The 24,281-nt window shown below is 42.3% G+C and carries 24 protein-coding genes; 17 read left to right on the top strand and 7 right to left on the bottom strand.

What is annotated here, in order from left to right:
• Positions 1 to 33 precede the first annotated feature (33 nt).
• From P2W71_RS11095 to P2W71_RS11055, 9 genes are all read left to right on the top strand, one after another.
• On the top strand, positions 34 to 648 hold the full coding sequence (locus tag P2W71_RS11095; protein ID WP_276370841.1) for a GNAT family protein: 615 nt from the start codon (positions 34 to 36) through the stop codon (positions 646 to 648).
• 336 nt (positions 649 to 984) lie between these two features.
• Positions 985 to 1,422, top strand: coding sequence for a helix-turn-helix transcriptional regulator (locus tag P2W71_RS11090; protein ID WP_276370839.1), 438 nt, complete (start codon positions 985 to 987; stop codon positions 1,420 to 1,422).
• A gap of 193 nt (positions 1,423 to 1,615) precedes the next feature.
• Positions 1,616 to 4,177: a hypothetical protein gene (locus P2W71_RS11085; RefSeq protein WP_276370837.1), complete on the top strand. Its 2,562-nt coding sequence runs from the start codon at positions 1,616 to 1,618 to the stop codon at positions 4,175 to 4,177.
• 10 nt (positions 4,178 to 4,187) lie between these two features.
• Positions 4,188 to 5,444 (top strand): hypothetical protein, encoded by a 1,257-nt coding sequence (locus tag P2W71_RS11080; RefSeq protein ID WP_276370835.1) that lies wholly within the window; start codon positions 4,188 to 4,190, stop codon positions 5,442 to 5,444.
• Between the two features lie 41 nt (positions 5,445 to 5,485).
• Entirely contained in the window at positions 5,486 to 5,893 is a 408-nt protein-coding gene (locus tag P2W71_RS11075) for a hypothetical protein (RefSeq protein ID WP_276370833.1), read from the top strand.
• A gap of 20 nt (positions 5,894 to 5,913) precedes the next feature.
• A complete protein-coding gene (locus P2W71_RS11070; RefSeq protein WP_276370831.1) occupies positions 5,914 to 7,185 on the top strand; it encodes a hypothetical protein in 1,272 nt (423 codons plus the stop codon).
• A 122-nt stretch (positions 7,186 to 7,307) separates the two neighbouring features.
• Positions 7,308 to 9,737, top strand: a complete 2,430-nt coding sequence (locus P2W71_RS11065) for a peptidoglycan recognition family protein (protein ID WP_276370829.1) — start codon at positions 7,308 to 7,310, stop codon at positions 9,735 to 9,737.
• Positions 9,738 to 9,749: 12 nt separating this feature from the next.
• Complete coding sequence (locus P2W71_RS11060) at positions 9,750 to 10,796, top strand: hypothetical protein (protein ID WP_276370827.1); 1,047 nt, start codon at positions 9,750 to 9,752, stop codon at positions 10,794 to 10,796.
• Positions 10,797 to 11,229: 433 nt separating this feature from the next.
• The gene (locus P2W71_RS11055; protein ID WP_276370824.1) at positions 11,230 to 11,871 is read left to right on the top strand and encodes a response regulator transcription factor; all 642 of its coding nucleotides are present in this window, start codon (positions 11,230 to 11,232) and stop codon (positions 11,869 to 11,871) included.
• Between the two features lie 107 nt (positions 11,872 to 11,978).
• Here the strand turns inward: P2W71_RS11055 and P2W71_RS11050 are convergent, their stop codons facing one another.
• The gene (locus P2W71_RS11050) at positions 11,979 to 12,416 is read right to left on the bottom strand and encodes a DUF302 domain-containing protein (RefSeq protein WP_276370821.1); all 438 of its coding nucleotides are present in this window, start codon (positions 12,414 to 12,416) and stop codon (positions 11,979 to 11,981) included.
• Positions 12,417 to 12,427: 11 nt separating this feature from the next.
• Complete coding sequence (locus tag P2W71_RS11045) at positions 12,428 to 13,081, bottom strand: class I SAM-dependent methyltransferase (RefSeq protein WP_276370819.1); 654 nt, start codon at positions 13,079 to 13,081, stop codon at positions 12,428 to 12,430.
• 51 nt (positions 13,082 to 13,132) lie between these two features.
• Between P2W71_RS11045 and P2W71_RS11040 the strand changes: the two genes are divergently transcribed.
• A complete protein-coding gene (locus tag P2W71_RS11040) occupies positions 13,133 to 14,983 on the top strand; it encodes an adenosylcobalamin-dependent ribonucleoside-diphosphate reductase (protein ID WP_276370817.1) in 1,851 nt (616 codons plus the stop codon).
• A 49-nt stretch (positions 14,984 to 15,032) separates the two neighbouring features.
• On the opposite strand, the gene P2W71_RS11035 is transcribed toward P2W71_RS11040, so the two are convergent.
• Positions 15,033 to 15,920, bottom strand: coding sequence for a universal stress protein (locus tag P2W71_RS11035; RefSeq protein ID WP_276370814.1), 888 nt, complete (start codon positions 15,918 to 15,920; stop codon positions 15,033 to 15,035).
• Positions 15,921 to 16,263: 343 nt separating this feature from the next.
• Here P2W71_RS11035 and P2W71_RS11030 point away from each other — a divergent pair, with 343 nt between their 5' ends.
• Complete coding sequence (locus P2W71_RS11030; protein WP_276370812.1) at positions 16,264 to 16,776, top strand: hypothetical protein; 513 nt, start codon at positions 16,264 to 16,266, stop codon at positions 16,774 to 16,776.
• Positions 16,777 to 16,820: 44 nt separating this feature from the next.
• Positions 16,821 to 17,495, top strand: a complete 675-nt coding sequence (locus P2W71_RS11025) for a BON domain-containing protein (protein WP_276370810.1) — start codon at positions 16,821 to 16,823, stop codon at positions 17,493 to 17,495.
• A gap of 64 nt (positions 17,496 to 17,559) precedes the next feature.
• On the opposite strand, the gene P2W71_RS11020 is transcribed toward P2W71_RS11025, so the two are convergent.
• The gene (locus tag P2W71_RS11020) at positions 17,560 to 17,805 is read right to left on the bottom strand and encodes a hypothetical protein (protein WP_276370808.1); all 246 of its coding nucleotides are present in this window, start codon (positions 17,803 to 17,805) and stop codon (positions 17,560 to 17,562) included.
• Between the two features lie 354 nt (positions 17,806 to 18,159).
• Here P2W71_RS11020 and P2W71_RS11015 point away from each other — a divergent pair, with 354 nt between their 5' ends.
• The 4 genes from P2W71_RS11015 to P2W71_RS11000 are packed head-to-tail and all read left to right on the top strand — an operon-like array spanning position 18,160 to position 21,028.
• Positions 18,160 to 18,849, top strand: coding sequence for an alpha/beta hydrolase (locus tag P2W71_RS11015; protein WP_276370805.1), 690 nt, complete (start codon positions 18,160 to 18,162; stop codon positions 18,847 to 18,849).
• Between the two features lie 22 nt (positions 18,850 to 18,871).
• On the top strand, positions 18,872 to 19,363 hold the full coding sequence (locus tag P2W71_RS11010; RefSeq protein WP_276370803.1) for a DUF892 family protein: 492 nt from the start codon (positions 18,872 to 18,874) through the stop codon (positions 19,361 to 19,363).
• On the top strand, positions 19,360 to 20,355 hold the full coding sequence (locus P2W71_RS11005) for a CapA family protein (protein ID WP_276370800.1): 996 nt from the start codon (positions 19,360 to 19,362) through the stop codon (positions 20,353 to 20,355). Before P2W71_RS11010 ends, P2W71_RS11005 begins: the two co-directional genes overlap by 4 nt.
• 13 nt (positions 20,356 to 20,368) lie before the next feature.
• Entirely contained in the window at positions 20,369 to 21,028 is a 660-nt protein-coding gene (locus P2W71_RS11000; protein ID WP_276370798.1) for a phosphoribosyltransferase family protein, read from the top strand.
• A gap of 49 nt (positions 21,029 to 21,077) precedes the next feature.
• On the opposite strand, the gene P2W71_RS10995 is transcribed toward P2W71_RS11000, so the two are convergent.
• Genes P2W71_RS10995 through P2W71_RS10985 form a run of 3 tightly spaced genes read right to left on the bottom strand, consistent with a single transcriptional unit; the run spans position 21,078 to position 23,443 of the window.
• A complete protein-coding gene (locus P2W71_RS10995) occupies positions 21,078 to 21,335 on the bottom strand; it encodes a hypothetical protein (protein ID WP_276370796.1) in 258 nt (85 codons plus the stop codon).
• Positions 21,336 to 21,364: 29 nt separating this feature from the next.
• Entirely contained in the window at positions 21,365 to 22,393 is a 1,029-nt protein-coding gene (locus P2W71_RS10990; protein WP_276370793.1) for a hypothetical protein, read from the bottom strand.
• A gap of 15 nt (positions 22,394 to 22,408) precedes the next feature.
• Positions 22,409 to 23,443, bottom strand: coding sequence for a ribose-phosphate pyrophosphokinase (locus tag P2W71_RS10985; protein WP_276370791.1), 1,035 nt, complete (start codon positions 23,441 to 23,443; stop codon positions 22,409 to 22,411).
• A gap of 122 nt (positions 23,444 to 23,565) precedes the next feature.
• Here P2W71_RS10985 and P2W71_RS10980 point away from each other — a divergent pair, with 122 nt between their 5' ends.
• Positions 23,566 to 24,051 carry a hypothetical protein gene (locus P2W71_RS10980; protein WP_276370789.1) on the top strand — a complete coding sequence of 162 codons (486 nt, stop codon included), beginning with the start codon at positions 23,566 to 23,568 and terminating at the stop codon, positions 24,049 to 24,051.
• Positions 24,052 to 24,281 lie beyond the last annotated feature (230 nt).

Raw genomic sequence — 24,281 nt, 5'->3', positions numbered from 1 at the left:
CCATTATCTTTTGCGCGAAAACAAATAACAGCCATGACCTACAGTTATCCACCTGATTCAATAACACTCACCGGAAACCATGTGCGACTATTGCCCATGGATTTGACACACCTTGAAGGACTGCAAGAAGCTGCAACAGATGGTGAACTGTGGAAGCTGTGGTATACTTTTATTCCAACGCCCGAAGGAATGGAGGCGTGGATAAGAAAAGCCTTACAGGAAAAAGAGGATCGCGTATCATTGCCTTTTGTTGTTATACAAAACAGTACCAATCGAATCGTGGGATCCACGCGCTTTATGAATATCGAAAAAGATGTTCGGCGACTTGAGATCGGCACAACCTGGTATTCAAAAAGTGTACAACGCTCTCCGATAAACACAGAATGCAAATTACTGCTCCTGCAACATGCCTTTGAAAATCTAAATTGTATCGCAGTTGAATTCAGGACACATCGTTTCAATGAGCAATCGCGTCGGGCAATTGCAAGATTGGGTGCACAACAAGACGGTATTCTCCGAAGTCATCGGATGAGTTCGAATGGAACTGTACGCGACACCGTTGTATTCAGCATCATACAGCATGAATGGGGAAATGTTAAAAGCAACCTGCTTTTTATCCTCAATGACAAATATGCATCGGCCACGTAGAAAGAAATTGCGTAAAAAAAACGTTTAGTTAAAAATTCAAGTTGGATAATTTGAATTTCTTATGCGATAAATATTTCTTTTTATACCGCTCTACAATTAACCTGTTAACTTTTATCAGAGAGATTTAGGTCCAGGGACAAGGTTTTACAAAATCTTATCTAGTTAAAGCATCTTTAATAATACCAGAAAGCTGGGATTGTTAAACTTTAATCGCAAATCTACATTCGTATCGCGAGTCCATTGATCAGGTCGCTCTGTTCGCTAGCGCACTTTTCAATGGTATTTCTATTTGGTGAATCATTCGCCTCGGTGTCAGTTATGTCTACCAAACTTTGTGTGCAAATATTGTCCGAGCGCGCAGAAACTTGCGCGGAGCTCAAATTCTTTGAAGCGGAGAAGTGGACTGCCGAAAGTGAAAAGCAATTGATCATTAAAATACAAGATTTACTAAGTGTTGCAAGACACTGCGGTGACTCCTTTGAAGTTAAGATTAATATGGAAGTGAGAGACGTAGATGAAGCCGTCTTTCTTTTGAAGAAGAAACTCAACAATCATTGCGAAATTAAAAATCAAAAACTTAGCCTCCGCGAAATCGAAGTGCTTGGGCTCATCATGCAAGGTTTCACGAACAACGAAATAGCAGAAAAATTATTTGTCTGCTATGAAACCGTAAAGTCACATCGCAAAAACATCTTGTTAAAAACAGGTGCAAAGAATACAGCAGCGCTTATTAATCATTACCATCAGACTTTTTTTGAGAAGGAGGCCGGTTAGCCAAGATGCCTTTAATTTTTCCCCGAGATCAGGCACAAAAACCCTTTTACATTATTTCAACCCCGAGCTGAGGCTCGGGGCAATTGCGCGTTTACTCCATGATTTTTGGTATACGAATTCACCCTTAAGGGGGATAGCCATAACGTGGCACGCAAGTGTACATTCGTATCATCAAACCATAAAACAATACGATATGAACAGTTATGCAGGAAACGGCATGAGTTCTGAACTTGCCATGTTTGAAACGCCCTTTGCAGATATATCAACGTTAAAAGAAGCAACCCGCTCAAATGAGCCGGCTGAAGTAGCTTACAGTAATTTTCTCCACGAACTGGAAAGTCCCTTTACAAGAACTTACGAAGTTGCAGGTAACAGCGCTGTCGTAACACAGGTGGCAGAAGAATTTGTTCAATTTCTTGGAGAGCTAAACGACGCTGAATTTTCTGATAGCCTGTATGAGCTTGCATCCGAGATGGAAGACAGATGGCTTCCCAAAATCTCTAATGAAGCGGCGATGGGCGATCACTATGTACCCTTTGCAACACAACAGGCTCGTGAATTCATCACGCCATTGTTAATGGAAACCGAAACGATGATCGACAAAGTTGCGCAACACTTTTCTGGCAACAACCTTTCCGACTATAATGAAAAAGAAATCGAAACTTTTTTCAGTGAGCTTGAATTTAGCGACAACAACTTTTCACCAGCACAGGAACAATTTTTTGGAAAGATCATCAATAAAGTAAAATCGGTCGTCAAGAAGGGTGTAGATCTGGCAAAGAAAGGTATTAATGCTGTCGGGAAAATATTACCGGTTAATATCATTCTTAATAAGATCAAAGGGCTCATCAAACCGCTGCTGGATAAAGTATTGAAATTCGCCATCGGCAAACTGCCAAAAAATTTACAACCCCATGCCCAAACGCTGGCAAAGAAATTCTTAAAACTCGAGGCCCCGGCTGCACCAGAATCCACAGAACTGTTTTCATCTGGTGAAATAGATGGCATTCAAACAGAATTCGACACCACCGTGGCCCAGCTTCTTTTTACTGCTGATGAAGTGGAAGGCAATTCCATTGTATCGGAGTATGAATTTTCAGATGAAGTCATCGAACGTGAACTCGCGTATGAAGCTGGAGGAATCACACCCCCCTCGTTAGAGTCCGCCCGCCAGCAATTTATAAATGAGCTTAAAAGTCTTCCACCAGGAGAAAGTCCCGCACCCGCCATTGAACGTTTTCTGCCTGCAGCCATCCTTGCACTTCAACCCGTTATCAAGGTGGCTATTTCTGTTATTGGCAGGCAAAAAGTAATCAACTTCCTCGCTGGCTTGCTTGCAAAACTTGTCGGGAAGTACGTACCCGAGAACGTAGCGAAACCATTGGCAGCAAGCATTATTGACGTGGGCATGAGTGCCATTGGGTTTGAGGTTAACGAAACCAATAAAAGCGATATTGGATATGAGGCAATCGCAAATGTGATCCAGGAAACGGTGCAACATATCGCAGAACTGAATGAAGCCACCATTCAAGATCAGGAAGCACTCACGCTACAACTATTAGAAGCGTTTGAAACAGCTGCCGCTAATAATTTCCCTCCGCAATACATTAAAGAACAACTTCGTCCCTCCATACAACCTGGGGTCTGGGTGCTGAAGCCACGAAAAGGCCCGAAGCACATGTACAAAAAATTTACTAAAGTTTTTAATATCACCATTGATCCACAAAGTGCACAAGCGATAAAATCTTTCAGAGACTTACCTCTTGCCAATTTTCTGAAAGACAAACTTTCGTTAGATCCTTCAAAACCAATTCAGGCAAAGGTTCATCTGTTCGAAACCATCCCGGGCACCAAACTTAGTAAGATTAGCAAATTCGAAAACATACCAGGCTTCAATGCACAGCAACCCTTTGCCTGGGTACAACTCCATCCACTCACGAAACAGGCTGCCGCTATTCTGTTGAAAGAACCTGCACTTGGAAAAGATATCTCACAAAAATCGAACGCTAAGCGCCATCGCACTGGCGTAGGCCAACGCTTTTATTACCTTGAAATCAGCGGCGCCCGTTTAAGAATTCCTGCTGTTAATCGTGGCGCAACCAAAGCTGGTAAGCCCGGCAAGATGCGTGCACCGAAGCCCAGTCAATCGGGCGACATTCAAGGTGTGATTAATTTCGTAAAGTCGGAAATCAGTTTCAGCTACTACTTCAGCGAAGAGGATGCAAAATCTGTCGTAGAAAAAATCAATAAGAACGATTTCCTCGGAGCCGCTATCTCTATCCGGCATGCGATTAAGAATGTATTAAACGGTATGCTTTCTAAAAATGTATCTAACAAGGTCAAGATCATTCATGAAGCTATTCCAGAACTTTATCTTGAACACATCGGCGATCATGAACAGGAATCAGCGTTGGCCTCGCTGGCAAAAACCGCTGGCGGAATTGTTTTGGGAGGCAGCAAAGAAATGCTCACCAAACTAATCGAGCAGCTCGTTGAAAAAATATCGGAGCATGCCTACCAGGCAGTCGCCAATTTCTTCAAGGGCCGCGCCGCAGAATTTAAAGAAGCGCAAGCACAACCTCAAGACGGTGTGACCATAAAAATTAGCTGGTCAAATATTCAAGGGATGACAGCCATAAGAACTGTTATTAATGCCATCCGAAATAAAAATCCGCTTGGAAATATTTCGGAACTCACGCTTCCAAATATTCCATCGCCGGAAATAAAAATTGTAGCCGACAAGAAATTTGACTGACGAAAAAATTATGGAAGTCATTGCTTCACATCATACGTCGTTATTGCGCCAGGTAAACCATTGGCTCCAGGCCGCTACACGGCTATCGTCACTGGACCATCTCGCGTCGGGATATGCCTGGCAGGGTATCGATCACAAAATTGGAACACAGCTAAAAGAATCTTTGCAGCAAAGCATCGGCGAAGTTGTCGCACTCGCAAAAAACCTGCAGAAGCAATTAGAGAATTCACAGGATGGCAACGCACTCCGACACATCAAACGCGGATTGATTCAATTGCGCGACAGATACCTGAAAACGGAAGAGACGATACATTTTTACACTGTCGCGATCAATTCACGGACAACACCCAATGTTTCTGCGCTGCTCAGGGCGTGTGATATACTGTGTGCCAAGAGCATGCAAGACCTGTTACGACCACTTGGAAAAGATACGCCGCCCGTATTAACGTATATCGACAAAGGCGTCGGCGCCTCCATTCTTAAAGCAGGTCTTAGGTTATGGGATGGAAACATTAGTCATGTGGCAGCTGTAAAAATTACGCAACATAATTTATTTCGTCCAACGGCCATCATACACGAAACGGGGCATCAGGTTGCGCACATCCTCAATTGGAATGAAGAACTCTCCGTTGCATTGGGGAACAAACTGACAAACCACTCCAAGATTGTTGGCGCAGCATTTTCCGGATGGTCGAGCGAAATTGCTGCAGATGCCTTTGCCTTTGTTCACACAGGATTCGCAGCGGTAGCAGCTTTACACGATGTTGTCAGCGGAACACCCCAGGCAGTCTTTGCTTACCACCAGCATGATCCACATCCCATTGCTTACTTAAGGGTGCTGCTGAACATTGAAATGTGCCGGCAATTTTATGGCGCCGGCCCCTGGAATGATCTTGAAGAATCGTTTAAGAACGACTACGATGTAAATCTTGTCAACTTTTCATCTGTTGGCTTGATCAAGTTGTGTGTCGATGCACTCCCTGATGCTGTGCAATTAATTCTTAAGTCACCCTTTCATTGCTTCGGCAATCAAGCGCTCTCGCAACTTGTCCCGCCCAACAAGGCTAGTCCCCAGGCATTAGAAAAATTAGAATACCTGGCAGGCCAGTCTCTTTATACTTCGCACGCCTGGATCTGGAATGAATGTATCCGGTTGCTGGCGCTCAACGGGTATAAAATCGGAACAGGCAAAGGTGATTTAACAGCGCTTTACAAACAACAGGAAGACTGGATGACCAAACTCGGGTTCTCTGTGGACATGAACTGATTCAATAATAAAACAATAACAGAAACTAAATTTAAAAAAATATGCCTACCAATGTTGATGAATTAAAAGGAAAAAAAGCAGCGCTGGAAAGTGAAATAAAAAGATTCCAGGATGCGATCGAATACAAATTTTCCAAAGGCGAATTTGACGTTGACAATATGTGCGGCCGCGTAAACCAATTGGAGAGACTACTGCAAATTATTTTAAACCAATTGCGCGCCTGCGATCCTTGCAACCCTGATCTACAAACGGAACAGGACCGAAAAGCAATCGCGATTATCGGTGGAGGACGAGGGGTGGAAATTCGTGCAAAGAACGACGATACCACAAAATACATTGCCAGGAGGCGTCTATCCTACGATGAAATCATTAAGAAGCGGCTAGTCGGTAAACCTAACGGTCAGGCTAAACAACAACAACCACTGCAACCTCAAACCGTCCAAATTTAATATTATAAACATATACTACTATGGATATCCTTGACAATGTCATATTTGCGGCATATAACCGCTCCCTTACCGGAAACCGGCCTATTCAAAGCGACTATGTAGCTGTTCCCTCCGCACCAACCGCAGTGCTCACTAATCCTACCAGCCCCGCCCCTATCTGGACGTACCAGGTATTTGACAAACTTAATTTTTGCACGGTAGAAGATCCGGCTTTCATTGAGACGGCTATCATTCGTCATTGGTATGACGTCGATGCGCAAGACATCTACGAATTCCCTGTAGCCAGTCCTACCGATCAGTATAGTTCCTTCGTGGATAGCAGTACCTATCACCTTATGTACGCATATCTTCTTGAAAACACCAGGATCCTCCAAATCTTCGAACGCGTCATCGAACGTTATATGAATGATGAAGAGCTAGGCATTTCTAACGGTCTGTCTACCTACAATTGGATCCATAATTCTGAACGTTTATTCTTCAAAAGTGATACCTCGAAGGTTTCCAACCTTCGAAGTTTAATCCGTCCCAGCGCGGATGCAAGCAGAAGAAATGCCTACCAGCGTATGTTCGGAATGGATCTCGCCTTTGGTGATGCCGCTTCACAAAGCGATTCGCTGGCGTATGTTCGTTCCAAATCATCTAATCAGCAATTCATTGTACTTTTCGAAAGATATCTCAGTGAAATCTGGCAAGGATACATCAACGCCAGAAATACATCCGGCGCCAATACTTCAGATACTAACATCCTTGTTGAGTATGCACAACAATTGCAGGAAATGATGGCGGCCCGGCGGGGCGATACGGCAAATAATACTTATGCACATTTAAATCTTTCACGCGAGGAATATTCTTCCGTGCTGATGACAAGCTGGTTCAGCTTTATTATTTCTTATGACTCTCCGGTTGTAAATTATCTCAGCTGCCAATCCAGTACCATCGGTGAAAGACTAATAAAAATCGGAAACAAAGTTGGGATTCAAGCACATCGCAAATGTCAATCGCTTTTCGAAATGGCAGGATCAGCGGCCACCATTTTACTTGCCATTGAAACCACTGGTCTTTTGGATGACTCAGCGTGGGTAGGAAGAATGTTGTCGAGTTTAAATCCGCCAGTGCCCACGCCGCTTTCGATCGAAGGAAACTTCATGAATGCGTTCCTGACTGTAATCAATAACTGGGAAAAAGCTACAGGACATAAGATCAAAAATCCGGAAGCCAATGTAATGGGGACCGTAAAGGTGCAACCTGCCAGCAACGGTGCAAGCTTAAAGCAAAAGGTAGCGTTGAATTAATAAAGTAGCTAGGAGCAAGCGTTCTGGTGGCGGCAATCTTTTGACAATGCAATGGTGGTACTCACCATGGTTTGACTTTGATACAGCCAACGTTCTCCTCCTTTCAACATAAACACAACAACATGACAAATACTTCCACGAAATACAACGGGGTGGATACACTTACGTTAGATCAATTTGAAACCCTGGATGAATTTGAATCGAACGGACCGTTTTCGATTGAACAACATGTTCCTGATATTTTTGAAACCCAGGAAACACATACTGAAATCATAGATCAGTTTGACATGGATGAAAGTGAGCAAGCAGATGAGCTTTCCTTTTCTGCGGAAACATCTCATGCAATCTCAGAATATGAAATCGCCCAGGAGATTGAACACCAGGCAAAAGTTGCTAACGCGCCGAAAGCTAAAAAATCAGAAGGCAGAACCAGTTGGGCTAAAGTGGTTTTGAACCGCGTGCTGGGACTAAATTTGACGGATAATAATGTATTAGACCCGGCAACGAAAAAAGCACTTGGTGATTTTCAAACAAAAAACAATTTAAAAGTCACGCAACAAATTGATTCGGTAACGGAACGTTGTTTACTTGAAGCTGACGCATTACTTCGCACCAAAGGCAGCGTCTTGGAAACTGCCACGTCTGATATCATCAGCGCAGCAAAAACAAAAATTGACGACTGGACAAAAAAAGCGGTGAACAACAAACCACAGCACATTTTGAACAGCTATCGTGATCCCAGAAAAGTATATGCGTTTGTCCTGCATCAAATGGCATTCAAAAGGTGGAATCCGAAATCAAAGGGTTACAGCAATCCTGAAAGCTATCTTGCCACAGGTGCGCATTTCTGCATTATGTTCGACGGCAGAATCATTCAACTCCATGCGTTTTCAAGGATGATATGGCATGGCAACTGTGTGAGCCCGGGAAGTGTAGCCGTAGAGTTCGAGGGCAATTTTCCGAACATCAAGGGCGGATGGTGGATTAATAAAGAAGCAAAAGTACCTGACAAAGACCGGCCAACGCAGGCACAATTTGAATCGGGGAAGTTTCTCACAAGCTATCTAAAAACCGTATTGGGAACGACGCATATTCTTGCACACCGGCAAAGCTCAGATTCAAGAGAAAATGATCCGGGACCAGATATTTGGTACAACGTAGGACAGTGGGCTGTTGATAAATTGGGATTAACCGATGGTGGCCCCCAGTTTAAATGCGGAACTGGCAAACCTATATTGCCGGAATGGAAGACCTGGGGAAACAGGAATAACGCACCGGTTACACGCGAGATGACCGACGAAACAGAAGATCATGAGTGCTTTGAATGTGAACAGGAATTTCATGACCACGAATCGAACACCCTTGAACCTGAGAACGAATGGGAGATGGAAACGCTGCAGGAGCCTGAAGATGAAGCAGACGCGGTCTCATCTTATGAAACGGAGGAATTGGTAAGAGATTGGTCTGAGGCAGTGAGACAAAACAGGCATTACGGTGAAAAACTGGGCTGGCATAAATATGCAGAACGCATTAACGACATGTTGCTTCCCTATTCAGGCATGTCGAATGTAAGTCTTGGCGAGGAAGCGTTTGCCGAAGCAGTATTCCAATGGCAAAGCAAGAATGGATTTACCGGAAATAATGTGGATGGCGTCATTGGACCGGGTACGTGGGCCGTTATGCGGAAAACATTAAAGATCGCTTCCGCGCCACCTTCCGGCACTTCTGACTCAAAGTTTGAATTAATCAATGGAAAACAAATTCGATTTGCGCAGAAGAAAAATGGTGGCTGGGCTGCTTATGGCGGTGGGTCGCTACGGGATAAACTTCATGCGTTAAGAAAAGATAAAAAGCTCGACATTACCGACAATGAAATTGATGTGTTTGCGTTGGTGTCGCAACCGGAATCAGGTGGTTTGATTGGCGCCATCAATTCTTACGATAACATGGGCATGAGCATGGGCTTTATCCAATTTACACTTCGGTCGAACGAGCTTGTTGAATTAATCAAAAAAGTACCGCAAGCCTTTAGAAAGCACGGTATCGAGTTAGAGCCCGTCCGAAAATATACGTGGAGCGATGGCAAAAGCACGATCGCCATCAAGAATGCTGCCCATCAAAACGATTTAAGATCATTGGAATGGGGCAAACGGTTCTTTGCCGCTGGTCTCGAGGATGATGTTATCATCATGCAAATCAAAATCGGCCGCGAACACATGAATGCCATTCGAAAACGTAATGATCTGAACGGATATCTTAATCGTTTTAATGATCATTATCCAACCTTGTGGGCGTTCATCTATGAATCGTTTAATTCACGACCAGCTATCCTGCATGTGGCTTTGAAGAGTGCTATTCAAAAATCAGCAGCACAGGGTATAAATGACTATCAAAAATTTGCCCATCTGCTGTTGGAATTATTAAAAAGCGCAACCACTGCTTACTATAGCAAGAAAACCTATAAGAGCGATGAACAAAAACAATCGACTATCAAATACGAGTTGGAAAAAGTAGGTCGCGTGTTTGATAAAACTTTTCTAGGTAAAAAATAAAATCACGCTATCATGAGAGCACTGAATGATACAACTCCTGAGATTATGCTGGAAGACGAAATACTTTCGGATATAGAACTGCGAAAAATGTCTGCAACGAATCCCGAAACCATGTTTGAAGGCGAATGGGACAACTTCCTGGAAGTTGAAGAATGGGAATTTGAAGACCTTGTCAAGGACTGGTCAAACGCTGTAAGACTTAATTACTATTATGGAAGCCAGTTAGGTTGGAATAGTCAATATGACAAAATCAACGACCTGCTCTTGCCATTTTCGGGAATGAAGAATGTGAGCCTGGGGCCGGAAGCTTTTGCTCAGGCCGTGTCCGAATGGCAACGAAGTCAGGGTTTTTCCGAAGCAGACTGCGACGGCATTATTGGGCCACAAACGTGGGGAAAGATGCAACCTTTACTCGAAAAAAAATCCTACGTTCCATATCCGACTGTTCCTGTCATCCCTGGAGGGACTTCCACGGTTCCACCCCTCACCAATATTTTTGAATACAATGCCTGGCACGCAACCAAAATCGTAGATGCAATGACCAGCGGGCTTCTCGGAACAAACTTTGATTCCAAAAATCAGCTTATCAGTATTGCCAATGGACAGCAGGTAAAGAGTGTAAATCCAAATTCTAAAATTGTTGCGGCCTTGCCTGTCATCTACCACATCATGCAAAATGCAAAGGCCGAAAACTTCAGTGACATCATCATCGGTAGTTTTATCCGCGATCCATCTAACGGTTCGTGTACCGGACACTGTGCCGGGCGGTGTATCGACATTAATTATAAAGGCGGCAACTTTGAAACGCCCGGTTCTGTAAAAATGGTTGCCAATATATTGCGCTATCTTTTATCACTTCCATCGCAATACAAAAAAAGCCTTGGCTTTGGTTTACCACTGCAAGGCGAATTCTTCGGCAAAACCAACTTAAAGAAATTCTCATCGGTCAGTCCCTCTCTTTTAAAGGATCCGGATCTCCGCGTATTGGTGCCTCAGCTCGGAATCGTATTTCCGGATAATGACAACCACTTACACATCCAAGTGAACTGGGCATCCTAGATCAAGTACCCTCCAGTAATCTTCCTGGTACAGCACTGCCAGGAAGATTATTTTGACGCCAGCCATACCGTTGCTACGCATCGATAATTACCACTTTGAAGTGTTAAAAATTGGTGTAAATATTTGTATGCGCGTCAAGATTCTTCTCACCTCAAGGACTAATAGCCGCTGGCAGCACATTTCCCCTTGATACCTACGTACTTCATTATCGGACAAATTCCGAAACTATCAGTTCTTTTTGTATATCTTGAGGATACTCATAGTTTTAGGTACCGGATTTGCACTATAATTAGGCATACCACCCCAATTCATTGTAGAAACCATACCAACACATCAAACCTTTAGCGAGGTGTGGATTACTGTAGAAGAAACTCTATTCAGTTGTAGAGTTCGGATGACAAATTTATTTCTACAACCCTTTTATGTTTGAGAAATGGAAGAACAGGGTGGAAAATTTTTATTAGTAGATGATAACGTTGTGGTAAGAACTGGGCTCAAAGTTCTCCTCAGTGATCTATTTCCACGCACAGAAATCCATGAGACGCCCAATGGCGATCACATGCACAATAAGCTTAATGATCATGTATACCGGCTTGTCATTATGGATGTGCAGTCCATCAACACCATTCATTTTAAACAGATCGAATATGTTGTAAATAAGTTTCCAGAGACACCTGTGTTGATCTTTTCCATGTGTTCGGAATCGATCTACGGGAAAAGATTTTTGAAAGCTGGTGTAAAAGGAATTTTATCGAAGGAAGCACCATTAGACGAATTACAAAAGGCAATTAACCTTGTTCTGAGCAATAAACGATACGTCAGCGATGAATTGGTAAAAGTTCTGGTGGACGACGTTTACCAGGATAAGCCGTCCAATCCATTTTCAATGCTCTCTACACGCGAATTTGAAATTGCTGCATTGCTATTAAATGGACATACCGTTTCAGACATCTCCAACAAATTAAAAATTCAACCTACCACAGTGGCAACGCACAAAGCCAGGGTATTTGACAAACTAACCATTAAGAACCTTTTGGAGCTGAAAGACCTTGCAACGGTTTATAATTTTCCTTAATCGTAAAATGGGTCGTTTCTGATTTCTTTTAAAAGCACTAGCAGAAAGAACAACTTTTAGAAGACGGGAATGTCACGTTTACATCGGCAGCCCTTAACATCTAATACTTAACCCCACGACGTAAAGAGGTCAGGCGTACCTGTTGGTTCTCGTTCCAAATTACCAATTGCTCTTTCCAGTCTTTTGCTCACTTCAACCGCCAGATTTTGCAACGATGAATCTTGCATGTCATGTGAAATCAATTCCGTAACATTTACCGGAATAATCTCGACTTCCCCAGGATGCGTCTCTATCATTGTAATACTGCAGGGTAGCACCACACCTTCCAAAGGCTCGAAAGACAACATTTGTTGAGAAAGGTAAGGAACATGAACCGACAATATTTTATACTTCTTGAAATGGGTACCTAACCGGTCCTGAAATTCCTGCTGAAAATCTGTTACTGCTGTTATGGTGAAACCTTCCTTCGCAAGCTCCTCTTTTAATTGGATAATCAGACTTTCAAGTGCAGATTTAATAATCGTTTTCTTAAAAACGCGTGTCATAAAATCAAAATTTATTCGTTCCGCTCTGGTTGTTTCATAGCTTTGATCACTACAAATGAACCTTCTCCATATCCAGGTTTGGCCGGCTGTAATTCTTTTATTTCCTCCAAAGGATTAAAAAGTGTTTGACAAACAGCACTGTGTTTGAATCGTGCCTTGCTCAGTTCATCCAAAACTTTCTCCACTTCATAAAAATTGGCTTGCTTATAGAAAGTACTTTCCGGTTTATGTTCATCATAGTACCGACCTATAATGCTATTTTTATCGATAAAGCCTACTACCAAAACACCATTGCTTTTTGTAACACGATGAGCCTCTTTGAATGCCAAATGCAGATCATCAAAATAACTGATACAAAAATTCATCAACACAAAATCGAAACGATGATCTCCATAGGGCAGGCGCTCTGCAACAGCATTCATTATCTCTATTCCACGTTTGATCGCTAGCGCGCGCATATTTTCGGAAGGTTCAATGCCTTCCTTTATTCCAAGGGCTTCTGAAAATCGACCTGTTCCTGTTCCAATTTCTATTCCGTTCAACTTTTCACCAACCGGTAACATTTCACGCAACGCTTCAACTTCCGATTTAAAAACCCAAGGATACTGGTCGTACCAATCTTCGTATTCAGCCACATGGTCATCAAAAGGTAAATGCTTTTTCATAAGTTTTTTTTTATCGATACATGAAGGAATCAAATTCACCTCAATCCATCAATGAGAACCGTCATACATAAAAAAAACAATTATCATTTTTCCTGTCACGCAAAATTCCCTGCTTGCATCATCACCTTCATGCCTGTGAACCGGAATAAATTATCCAGCATTGAATTTTCTGACAATGCCATCAGGGTATTAGAAAGTCGCTATCTCCAAAAAAATGAAAAGGGTGAAATCTGTGAAACGCCAACTGAACTGATAAAGCGCGTAGCAACATCAGTAGCGGAAGCGGAACTCAATTGGGGAGGCGAATCACAACAATACATTTGGGAAAAGAAATTCTTCGACATCATCAATCAATTATTGTTTTTACCAAATTCACCCACGCTAATGAATGCAGGCACGGCAGCCGGCCAGCTTAGCGCCTGCTTTGTTCTTCCGCTGGAAGACCATCTTGAAGATATATTTTCTACGCTCAAGTTAGCGGCACTCATCCAACAAAGTGGCGGTGGCACCGGGTTTAACTTTTCACACCTCAGACCCAAAAATGATATTCTTTATCACGCACAAGGAGCAGCATCAGGACCGGTTTCATTTATGAAGATATTCGATATCTCCACGGAACACGTTAAACAAGGCGGAAAACGAAGAGGGGCCAATATGGGGATTCTGAATATCGATCATCCCGATATTGAAGAATTCATCACCTGCAAAAGTATAGAAGGAAATCTAAGGAATTTTAATATCTCAATCGGCATTTCGGATGCCTTCATGATGGCCTTGCAACGGGATGACCATTGGTCGCTGATTCATCCCAATTCTCATGTCACCACAAAAACAATTAAAGCAAAATACCTTTGGGATCTAATTGTCCACAATGCGTGGAAAAGCGGAGATCCAGGGTTGTTATTTTTAGATACAATTAATGAGTCGAATCCTATCCCGCACGTTAAAAGAATAGAAGCAACCAATCCTTGTGGGGAAGTTCCGTTATTGCCCTATGAATCCTGCAACCTGGGATCTATCAATCTTTCCCAGTTTGTAGATCCTGACAAAGAGACTTTGATAAACTGGAGGAGACTGGAAGAAACGGTCCATATTTCAGTTCGTTTTTTGGATAACGTTATTGAAGTCAACCGCTATTTATCACCTCAAATTAAAAAGACTGTTCAGGGCAACCGAAAGATTGGGCTGGGACTTATGGGATGGTCAGAAACATTAGCCAGACTCGAAATACCCTATGAATCGGATGAAGCCATTCACCTGGCCGAACGTGTCATGAAGTTCATTGCCGAAAAAAGTTTTGATGCATCAGCTTCGCTGGCAAAGGAACGCGGCTCATTCAGGAATTGGAAAAAAAGCATTTACTACCCTGCCACACCGATACGAAATGCTACACGTACAAGCATCGCTCCTACCGGTACGATATCCATCTTAGCTGATACATCGTCGTCAATTGAACCCTTCTTTGCGTTATCGTACGAAAGACAACATGTGCTTCACAATGAGACATTGAAAGAAATAAATAAACCATTGCTTCAATATTTGAAGAAACACCAAATGGCTTCTCAAGATATTCTTAATCATATTGAGCAAACAGGTACTTTGGAAAAGGTTAGTTCACTCCCTCAGTCGGTAAAGAACATTTTCAAAACAGCCCTTGAGATACATCCCTTTTGGCATTTGAAACATCAGGAAGCGTTTCAAAAATATACGGATAATGCTGTTTCAAAGACCATTAATCTTCCGCAACATGCGACCCCGTCGGATATCGATCACATTTACCAACAAGCGTGGCGAAGTAAACTTAAAGGAATAACAATCTTTCGATACAATTCCCGGGAAAGGCAAGTATTGAAACAGGGTATTATAAGCGACGTAAAATCTTGCAAGGTTTGTATTGAATGAGGGTCGACCTTCCGGGTTAAGTTTTATCTGGGCATCGCCCGAACAAAAATCATTCATTGGTGAATGCCTCTTCAATGAGCGCACGTTCCTGTGTCAGTTTTTCATTTGTATTGATAACCAACACCGGTTTACTCTGATGATTTATAATACTTTCTGCTACACCATGTGCCAGGAGTCGATAGAACCCCCTTTTGCCATGCGTAGTAAGAACAATCAAATCGATTTTACTCTGTTTGCAGAATTCTGTGAGACCCCGTTCTTCGTCGAGTGCATTAAATATTACCGGAGTATAGGATATCCTTGGAAACTGATGCATGAAACGACCAATATCAACCATGCTCTCATGTGTTTCCCTGAAATGATAGGGCGTATTAACATACAATAAATAGATTTCAGCATTCCACAATCGCGAGGCTTCGATCACCTCCTGAAACGACTTGACTGAATCTTCTTCAAAAGAAGACATATAAACAATTTTTTTAATATCAAAATCCCTTTGGTCCTCCTTGATGACCAGCACAGGCACCGGCGATCGCCGAACAAACCGTTGCGTGTTAGAACCCAGAAAAGTCTCTTTAATACCGCTGACACCATGAGATCCCATCACCACAAAGTCGATATGATATGCGATCAGGTAATCTTCGATCCGCTCCTGTCCTTTAGCAAAAATCAAAATTGGTTCAGCACAAATGCCCAACACCTCGGCTTTGCTTACCATTTTATCGAGGGAATCTTTTGCTTTGCCAAGTGCCGCATTTTGGTGGTGGCCATCTGGTAGAGACGATCTCTGATGAGGGACGTGACTGGATATCTCGTTATCAAAATACAGATGCAAAAAGAAAATTTCAGCAGAACCTTTTTGTGCCATGCGTATTGCAACTTCCATCGCTGCGTTCGCACAAGGCGAAAAATCCGTGGGGACTAATATTTTTTTCATGTTCGTCAGCCCTCGCTGTGTTTAGATTTTTGTGTGCAACCTCGCTACGTTCGATGAACATCGAACGTAAGCAACTCTTCAGATAAATAAAGATCAAAAAAATCTTACTGATGCGACTATGATAGCCGACAGGCGGGACCAATGATTTTTATCAGTTTTTAACTCTCCATAAAAACTTTATGGAACAAAAAACAACCAACAAATCAGCCCATGAGGTAACAATTATCATCGACTTGCGCGCTGTTTACCTATAGCTTAGCCTGGAAATATCATTTCCGCTTGCTGTTATGCGCCAGTGAATTTTACAAAAAACTTAAACAGGTAACATTAAATATTTACACACATGAAACGATGGATAAAAATTATTGCTTGGGTTATTGGAAGCGTTGTGGTCGTGTTCTTCTTGTTTGCATTGTGGTACCGGCAGACTTACTCGATGAATGTTGCTGCTGCCTTCGAAGTAAACAATCCTTCCCACCCACAACATATACTTATCGCAACGCAAGGAAGTGATTTCAAGGACTCGGTTGTACATGAACTGATCAGGGAATTTAAATCAAAACAGATGTACATCAAGGTAATTGATATTACAGATTTGCCTTCAATAAACGAAGACACGTGGACCGCCCTGATCATTATTCATACCTGGGAATATTCAAAACCTCCAAGGGAAGTCAAGAGCTTTGTTGATCGAACTAAGGATAAAAAAAAACTCATCGTGCTCACCACTTCGGGTGATGGCAACTATAAAATCGAAGGCATTGATGCGATTACATCAGCTTCAAAGCTTTCTGACGTGTCCATAAATTCAGCCGAGATCATTAACCGTGTTAATAATTTACTATCGACCCAATAGGCATTCATTTAATATCAATAAATAAAAGTTTAAAACGACCCTTTATGAAAACGAACGATGAAATTCAAAAAGACGTGATGGCGGAAATCAAATGGGATTCGCAATTACGAGATGTTTTTCCCGAAATCGGTGTCTCCGTAAAAGATGGTGTTGTGACGCTCACCGGAACCGTGGATAACTACGGGAAGAAACTTGCAGCAGAACATGCCGCACAACGGGTACAAGGTGTTAAAGTTGTAGCATCTGATATTGAAGTGAAGATACCCGCCTTTGGTATGAAGACAGACACCCAAATTGCGGAAGCGATCAATAATGCCTTGCGGTGGAACAGCGCCATTAATGAGGACAAGATTGAAGTCAAAGTAGACAATGGTTGGGTAGACCTTGATGGAGAGGTGGAGTGGGAATACCAAAAAATTGCTGCCCAAAATAGTGTGGAGGATTTACTTGGCGTAAAAGGAGTGACCAATAATATTCATGTGAAGCCAACCATTATCGATTCAAAGGACATTAAAAAAAGAATCACCGAAGCCTTTCACAGGAACGCAACGATTGACTCTGGCGCCATAGAATTGGAAACTTCCGGAAGTGAAATTACTTTAAAAGGAAAGGTAAAATCCTGGGCAGAACGCAAAGAGGCAGAAAGAGTAGCGTGGTCCTCTCCCGGTGTTTTGGCTGTTAATAACCAGATCGAAATCGACGCAGGAATATTCGTGTAAAATATTAAACCCTTCCATTGTAACCGACGGCTTATTCAAGTGTCGTTACAATGGAAGGAAAAATTTATCTGCGTGAAAGCGCTTGTTTCATGTCGTTCCATGATCGAGTATTCAGAATATTTTTTGAAGTACACCACGCTCGTCTTGCAATGTCTATTCCCAGCTGCATACAAAAAAAGTCGCTGTATTTATGACTGTCGGTACTGATCACGATTTTTGCGCCGCTCTTCTGGGCGAGCATAGCAAACTCGTCGTTCATATCCATCCGATCACATTGCGCATTAATCTCTAAAGCGGTTCCCGTTTTCACCGCTTCAATCTTCTTTTCAAATATACTGTCATATCATCAGACAAGCCTTTTATTGTCGAGAAGCATTTTGGTAGGCCATCGCGCGAAACGGGTTTTGACCTCCCAAGAACCGGTACATGGACGCTACATCATGTAGAATGAGGGCCAGTTGATTATTTCTTTCTGTCATATCAAGGAAAAAGGTCAATCAAAAAAACGCTACCTGGGTAACCTAATCAATGATGTAGATCAGATTCCACGTTGTGCATTTGTCATAGGAACGCAACCTGAACCGAAATACTTTCATATCGTGAACCGGATCACGTATGTTGTGTTATAAGTATAGTCCTCATTAGCCATAAAACGATTTGTTGTATGAAGAAAATCTTAAAAATTGAGGTAGATAATATTACCCTGGAAGGTGAATTAACATTGCCCGAGAATGCTTCGGGTCTGGTTATCTTTTCCCATGGAAGTGGGAGCAGCCGATTTAGTCCTCGAAATAACTTCGTAGCACAACACCTGCAGCGGAGGGAACTTGGCACTTTCTTATTTGATCTGTTGACAAAAGAAGAAGATGAGGTGTACAGCATGCGTTTTAATATCGAGTTACTAGCGCAACGGTTGGTGAGCGTTACGCAATGGTTAATGAAATTGCCCGGACTTCAGAAACTAACAATTGGATACTTCGGAGCAAGCACGGGTGCGGCGTCAGCTATTACCGCTGCTGCTATTCTTGAATCCAAAATCAGTGCCGTAGTATCAAGAGGTGGACGACCCGATCTGGCAAAAGATCAACTTTACCTGGTCGAGGCGCCAACCCTTTTTATCGTAGGAGAAGATGACCAGGTTGTGCTTGATTTGAACAGAAGCGCCTTGGAAAAATTAGCAGGCCCAAAAAAGCTTGAGATAATCAAAGGTGCTACTCACCTGTTTGAAGAGCCCGGAACATTGGAACAGGTTGCGCAATTATCCGGAGATTGGTTTACAAAATATTTGATTCGTGAACCTGCGCCCGAAAGTCGGTCTACGGGGTCTGCACCCTCGAAAAAGAAAACACCCTAAGGGTAAAATTGACCCGCTGGTTATGAAAGAATCAAATACTATTTTACGTGTCTCGTTGATAAAGGCGTTACGATCGTTATACGACGCTGAACTGATGTTTTATAACAGCCTACCGGAACTTAGGGCTCTCATCCATTCTCCAAACGTAAAAGATTTTATCGATGAAGAAATTAAGGAGAAGAAAAAACAGCTTCAAAGATTGGAAGGTATCTTCGCTGTATTGAACGAAAAACCTGAGGGGGGCAGTAATGAAGTCGTGAGGACAGCCTTAAAACATCAGTCTATCAATCCCGAATTATCGCAACAGATTCCAATCAAGCTTAACCGTGTGGTTTCCAGCCACCTGATCAATGCATATCAAACAGCGATTATTTATGCGGTACAACTTAAGTATGAGATCGTGGCGACGATCTTGAGAAGATCACTCCAGCGCGAAAAAGATATTGGTCAAAGACTAGAGACATTGGAAGCTTGCTGTAATCCTGTTATACGGACAGAAGAATTTATAGAATGAGTAACGTAATAACGATAGGGCTAACAGGCGATGTAATGTTGGGAAGGACTTTAGACTCCGTGATCGCTAAAAGAGGCTATAATTATCCTTGGGGGAACATGCTATCCCTGATGCAACAGACCGATATCAACATCATTAACCTGGAAACAACACTTACACACAGCCAGCAAAAAGTTGCAAAGACCTTTAATTTCAAATCAACGCCTGCCAAAGTAGAATCACTGCTGAATGCCAATGTCACCGTTGCTAACCTTGCTAACAATCACATTCTCGACTATTCCGCAGCAGGCCTTACAGAAACAATTCGGATATTAGACAAAGCGAATATCAAACATGTAGGCGCAGGAGAAAATTATGATGACGCTACTCGATCTGTTGTCATTGAAAAAAATAATATCCGTATCGGCGTCATGGGTGCTACCGATAATGAGCCAGGTTGGAAGGCCGATTCCGGGCCCGGAACGAATTACGTTGACCTGACAATAGAAGATGAAAGGGAAAAAATACTTGATGAAATAAAACGGCTTCGAGGACAGACAGACATTGTAATAGTATCCATCCATTGGGGCCCGAACATGCAGGAGCAACCATATCCGCATTTCATACAATTTGCCCATGACATGATAGATCATGGCGCACATGTTGTCCATGGTCATAGCGCCCATATATTGCAAGGAATTGAATGTTATCACGGCAATCTGGTTTTGTACGATACAGGGGATTTTGTAGATGACTATGCTGTTGATCCGGATCTTCGAAACGATCTTTCTGCCTATTTCATTTTGCATGTTGACAACCTTGGTGTACATAAACTCAGATGTGTTCCGGCAAGAATATTTCAGTACCAGGTTAACCGGGCACGCAATGACGACTATCAGTGGGTAATAAACAGGCTGAAAAATTTGACTGCGGATTTTGGCACCGAAATGGACGACGGCGTGGTTAGCATTCATCATAAGTTGCAACAAACAAATCAAACGAACAGGGTTTAAATTTATCACCATCATGTTTAGAGACAGAAAAGATGCTGGAGAACAATTAGGACGCGCATTGGAAAAATATCGCGATCAGAATGTTATTGTCATTGGCATCCCCCGTGGTGGCGTTGAAACAGCGTACTATGTTGCAAAACATTTAAATTCAGAAATGTCGCTGGTCGTCACCAGGAAATTAGGATACCCATTTAATCCTGAAGCCGCCTTCGGTGCAGTCGCTGAAGATGGCAGTCTTTACATTGCCGACGCCCCAGATCAATATATTTCGACAGCAGAGGTGCAGCGGGTGCTCAAAGAACAGAAGCAAGAAATCAAGCGCCGTGTACAAAAGTTAAGACAGGGAAAACCGATGCCCAAAATGGAAGGAAGAATTGTTATTATTACCGACGATGGTATCGCAACGGGCGCCACTTTATTTGCCACGATATCCCTATGCAAAAAAATGAAAGCCGCCAAGATCATCGTTGCAGCGCCGATCGCAGGCGAACGCATGGAATCCATTTTAACGGAGATGGTCGATGAGGTGATTATACTGGAGAAGCCATCATTTTACAGCGCAGTGTCTCAGGGATATGAAGATTTTGATAACTTAACAGATGAAGAAGCTTTAGCATTCATGAGCAAGTGGGAAAAAGAATTTCATGAGAAGAAATTTCAATCCCACTCCTAAATGGTACCAGATTACAAATACCCACACGAACAGCGTATTTTTTAATTAATCAATCTGGCACATCTCCAAAACCAAGCCCATCATGTTCGTCTTGAGAAAACGCCGGTTCCACTTCCTCATTGACAAGATCACCATCATCATTAAAGCTTAGCTTATAGATATAATCATCTTTTGATACCTCGATTTCATATTGAGGGTGTTCTTTTACCTGAATAACTTTTTTCAATTCAAATAAAAAATCTTCCTGGAAACGCTCCCGGATGTAGTCGTTTATCTTATACGGAATGGCTTGTGTTACTCGGCTCATAGGACTGTTGTTTTTAGTTTAAAAATTCATTAAGATTTTTTTGGAAGTCGGTCACAATAAACGCGCGCTGCGGCGAGATAATTATTACAGCGGTTTATCCACTTTTGTTTTTCAGTTTGGTATCTTTTTTCGAGTAAATGGTGAATTGAAAGTTTCGCCCGGAGAAATGCCCGTTTCGCTTTATAGAAATTAATCAGCTCCTTCGGGATCTTGTCATAACTTTTCGTTTCATAGACCTTTAGAAATATTTGTCCCACGGCGGGTGAATTTAAAATCTCACATTCTAATGCGAGGAACGAAAGTTCTTCTGCAACATCCAATACCCGAAGATTTGTGTTGAACTCAATCCTGTCGATGATTACAGGTTTTGGGGCGAGGCAGATGTGTTCAGGCCTCAAATCACCATGACCGTCGACAATTCGTGAGCGAGAAACCCGTTCGTCAAAGTAATTTGCATAGTTGAAAACAAAATGAAGAAGGTCTGTTGGTATCCTTACCACAGCGGACTTCTCTAAATTAAATTCCTTGCGCAGCAGTTCGACACTATTCAATTCGATCTCCCGAATAAATTGTTGTCTGAAATGATGAGCGCTGATTCTATTCGCTGCAGATGTCATATAAAAACCAACCAGCATTTCAGCGGCATCTTCTACCCGATCATTGGAGGCCAGTCCCCGCTCTATCGCTTTATCAAGCATGTATTCTTTGGGAAGTCGCTTCATTTTCACCAGCCAATCGATCATGTCTCCTTTACCATCCAATGAAAAGCCGTGATCAGAAAAAGTCAGTGGTACCACATCAAGATATGTATCTGATGCCAACGGCTGGTTTATTCGCAATTCTTCCATGCAAAAAAAGTAACGGGAGGCCTTAGACCTGAAATCTAAAAAATCATATAGCACGGGCTTCTTCAGCTTATAAACAAACTGATCCGCAAAGAAAATATACGACATATGGGTTTCCAGTACTTCTACCGTTGTAGCCGGGTAGATTTTCGGGTTACTCAGAAAATCTACTTTATCCTGCAATGAATACGTACTATCGGATACAGTCGACATTTCATTCAACATAAGTCATTCGATATCCATCAAAGAAACAATCGAGCCTCCGGAATTCAATCTCCGGATAGTCTCAGCAAACAGTGGCGAAACATCTAAAACAACCAACTTATTTTTAAAAAATGTTTCGTCCAGCGTAGCTGTATTTACGGTATTCGTAACGATGATGCTTGTCAAAGATTTTTCTCGAAGTGCCTCCTTTGCTTTCTTATTGAATACTCCATGAGTGGCCACGGCATAAACTTTTAACGCACCAAGTTTTCCACATGCAGCTGCTGCCCTCGCAATCGTACTGCCGCTGTTGATCAAATCGTCAATAATTATAACGGTCTTCCTGTTTACATTTCCCACAACGGTCTCCCCGCTCACGATCCCTTTACTGCGGATTTTTTCCATAAATGCCATGTCAACATCCGCTGCCAATCCTTTTGCCAATCTGTCCCTAAATTGCTCTGCACGTTTTACACCGCCGATGTCAGGCGACATTACCACAACCTGCTCATCCTTTTGCAAGACACTCAGAAAATAACTTACAAAAAGCTGATATGCTACAAGATTTTCGGACTGGCAATGAAATGCATTCTGATAAGCCTGAAGATTGTGCACTTCTATCGTGACTATGGTGTCTACGCGGACAGCTTCAAACAGCGTTGCAACATACCGTGAGGTCACCGGGTCTCTCGCTTTGGTTCGCCGGTCTTTCCTGGCGTAACACAAGTATGGAACAACTGCCGTGACTCGTTTTGCACCGGCGTCTTTTAAGGTGGCAATGAAGAATAACAGCTTGCATAGTTTATCATTCACACTTTCCCGTTCATCGGCATAAAGGGCATGAACGACATATACATCTTCATCGCGTACGCTTACTAATGGACGGATCTTATGCTCGCCATCTTCAAAATTTCTTTCCTCGAGGGAATCAAGCGACCGGTCAAGAAAGTCTGCCACTTTCTCAGCAAAATCCTGACTGGTATGAAGTGCAAATATTCGCATATTCTTCCTGTTCGAAAAGTAATGTATGAAGGGGTCATCAGGGATAACAAAAATCATTGTTAAGAGTGATTTTTGTTATTTCAAAATTTACGATGGTCGACCATATTCGATATGCATTATCCAACTGAAAGAATATATTTCCCACCTCGGATAAACTTTAACGACTAAAACTTACTACTATGTCGATCAACATTCTTACCGCAAGCCATGTGGAACTTAAAAAGAAAATTCTAGACGATGGCATCAAAAAACATCAGACCGTTATTGACGATTTCAGACGAAGTATTAAAGATATGTTATCCAGTGAGACTGTTGTTAATGAAGAGGAGATCGACCTCTCCCAACAAGAGTTTAATACGGCGTTAGTACAAAATTCAAATTCGATTGCCGAGCAACTTACGTTTGCCAATGAGGAAATGAAAATATTATATGACATGGCTCCAACTATTGGCAATATCCACAATACGGTTCAACTCGGTAGTGTTGTAGTAACTGATAAGGATATTTTCTTTGTCTCTGTGAGTATAGAACGTTTTAAAGTTGATGGCCTCACCATCTTTGGCCTTTCTACTCAAGCACCCATTTACCAGGCTATGGAAGGAAAGAAAAAAGGAGAAAGTTTTTCTTTTAAAGATGAGGTGTACAATATCGTAGACCTCTTTTAAATAATCACCTTCTGCAGAAAGATAATATGCAGGCTCCAAGTCATCCGCAGGTTCATATCACGCATACTATTATGTCTGAAATGATGATATTCAACATTGAATTGTTTTAGAGTAGACACATTTGATATCTCATACGTTTTATTTCGCCCTTTCCGGGGCTTGATGCCGCTTCTTACTTTTTAACGCAGGCCTGAAAGTCCTGCGTTGATGATGACGGCCATTCAGTCCTG

The organism is Chryseolinea sp. H1M3-3 (genome assembly GCF_029360725.1).
Classification (GTDB): Bacteria; Bacteroidota; Bacteroidia; order Cytophagales; family Cyclobacteriaceae; genus Chryseolinea.
The sequence above is the reverse complement of the archived record's forward strand: the minus strand, read 5'-3'. Positions and strand labels throughout refer to the sequence as shown.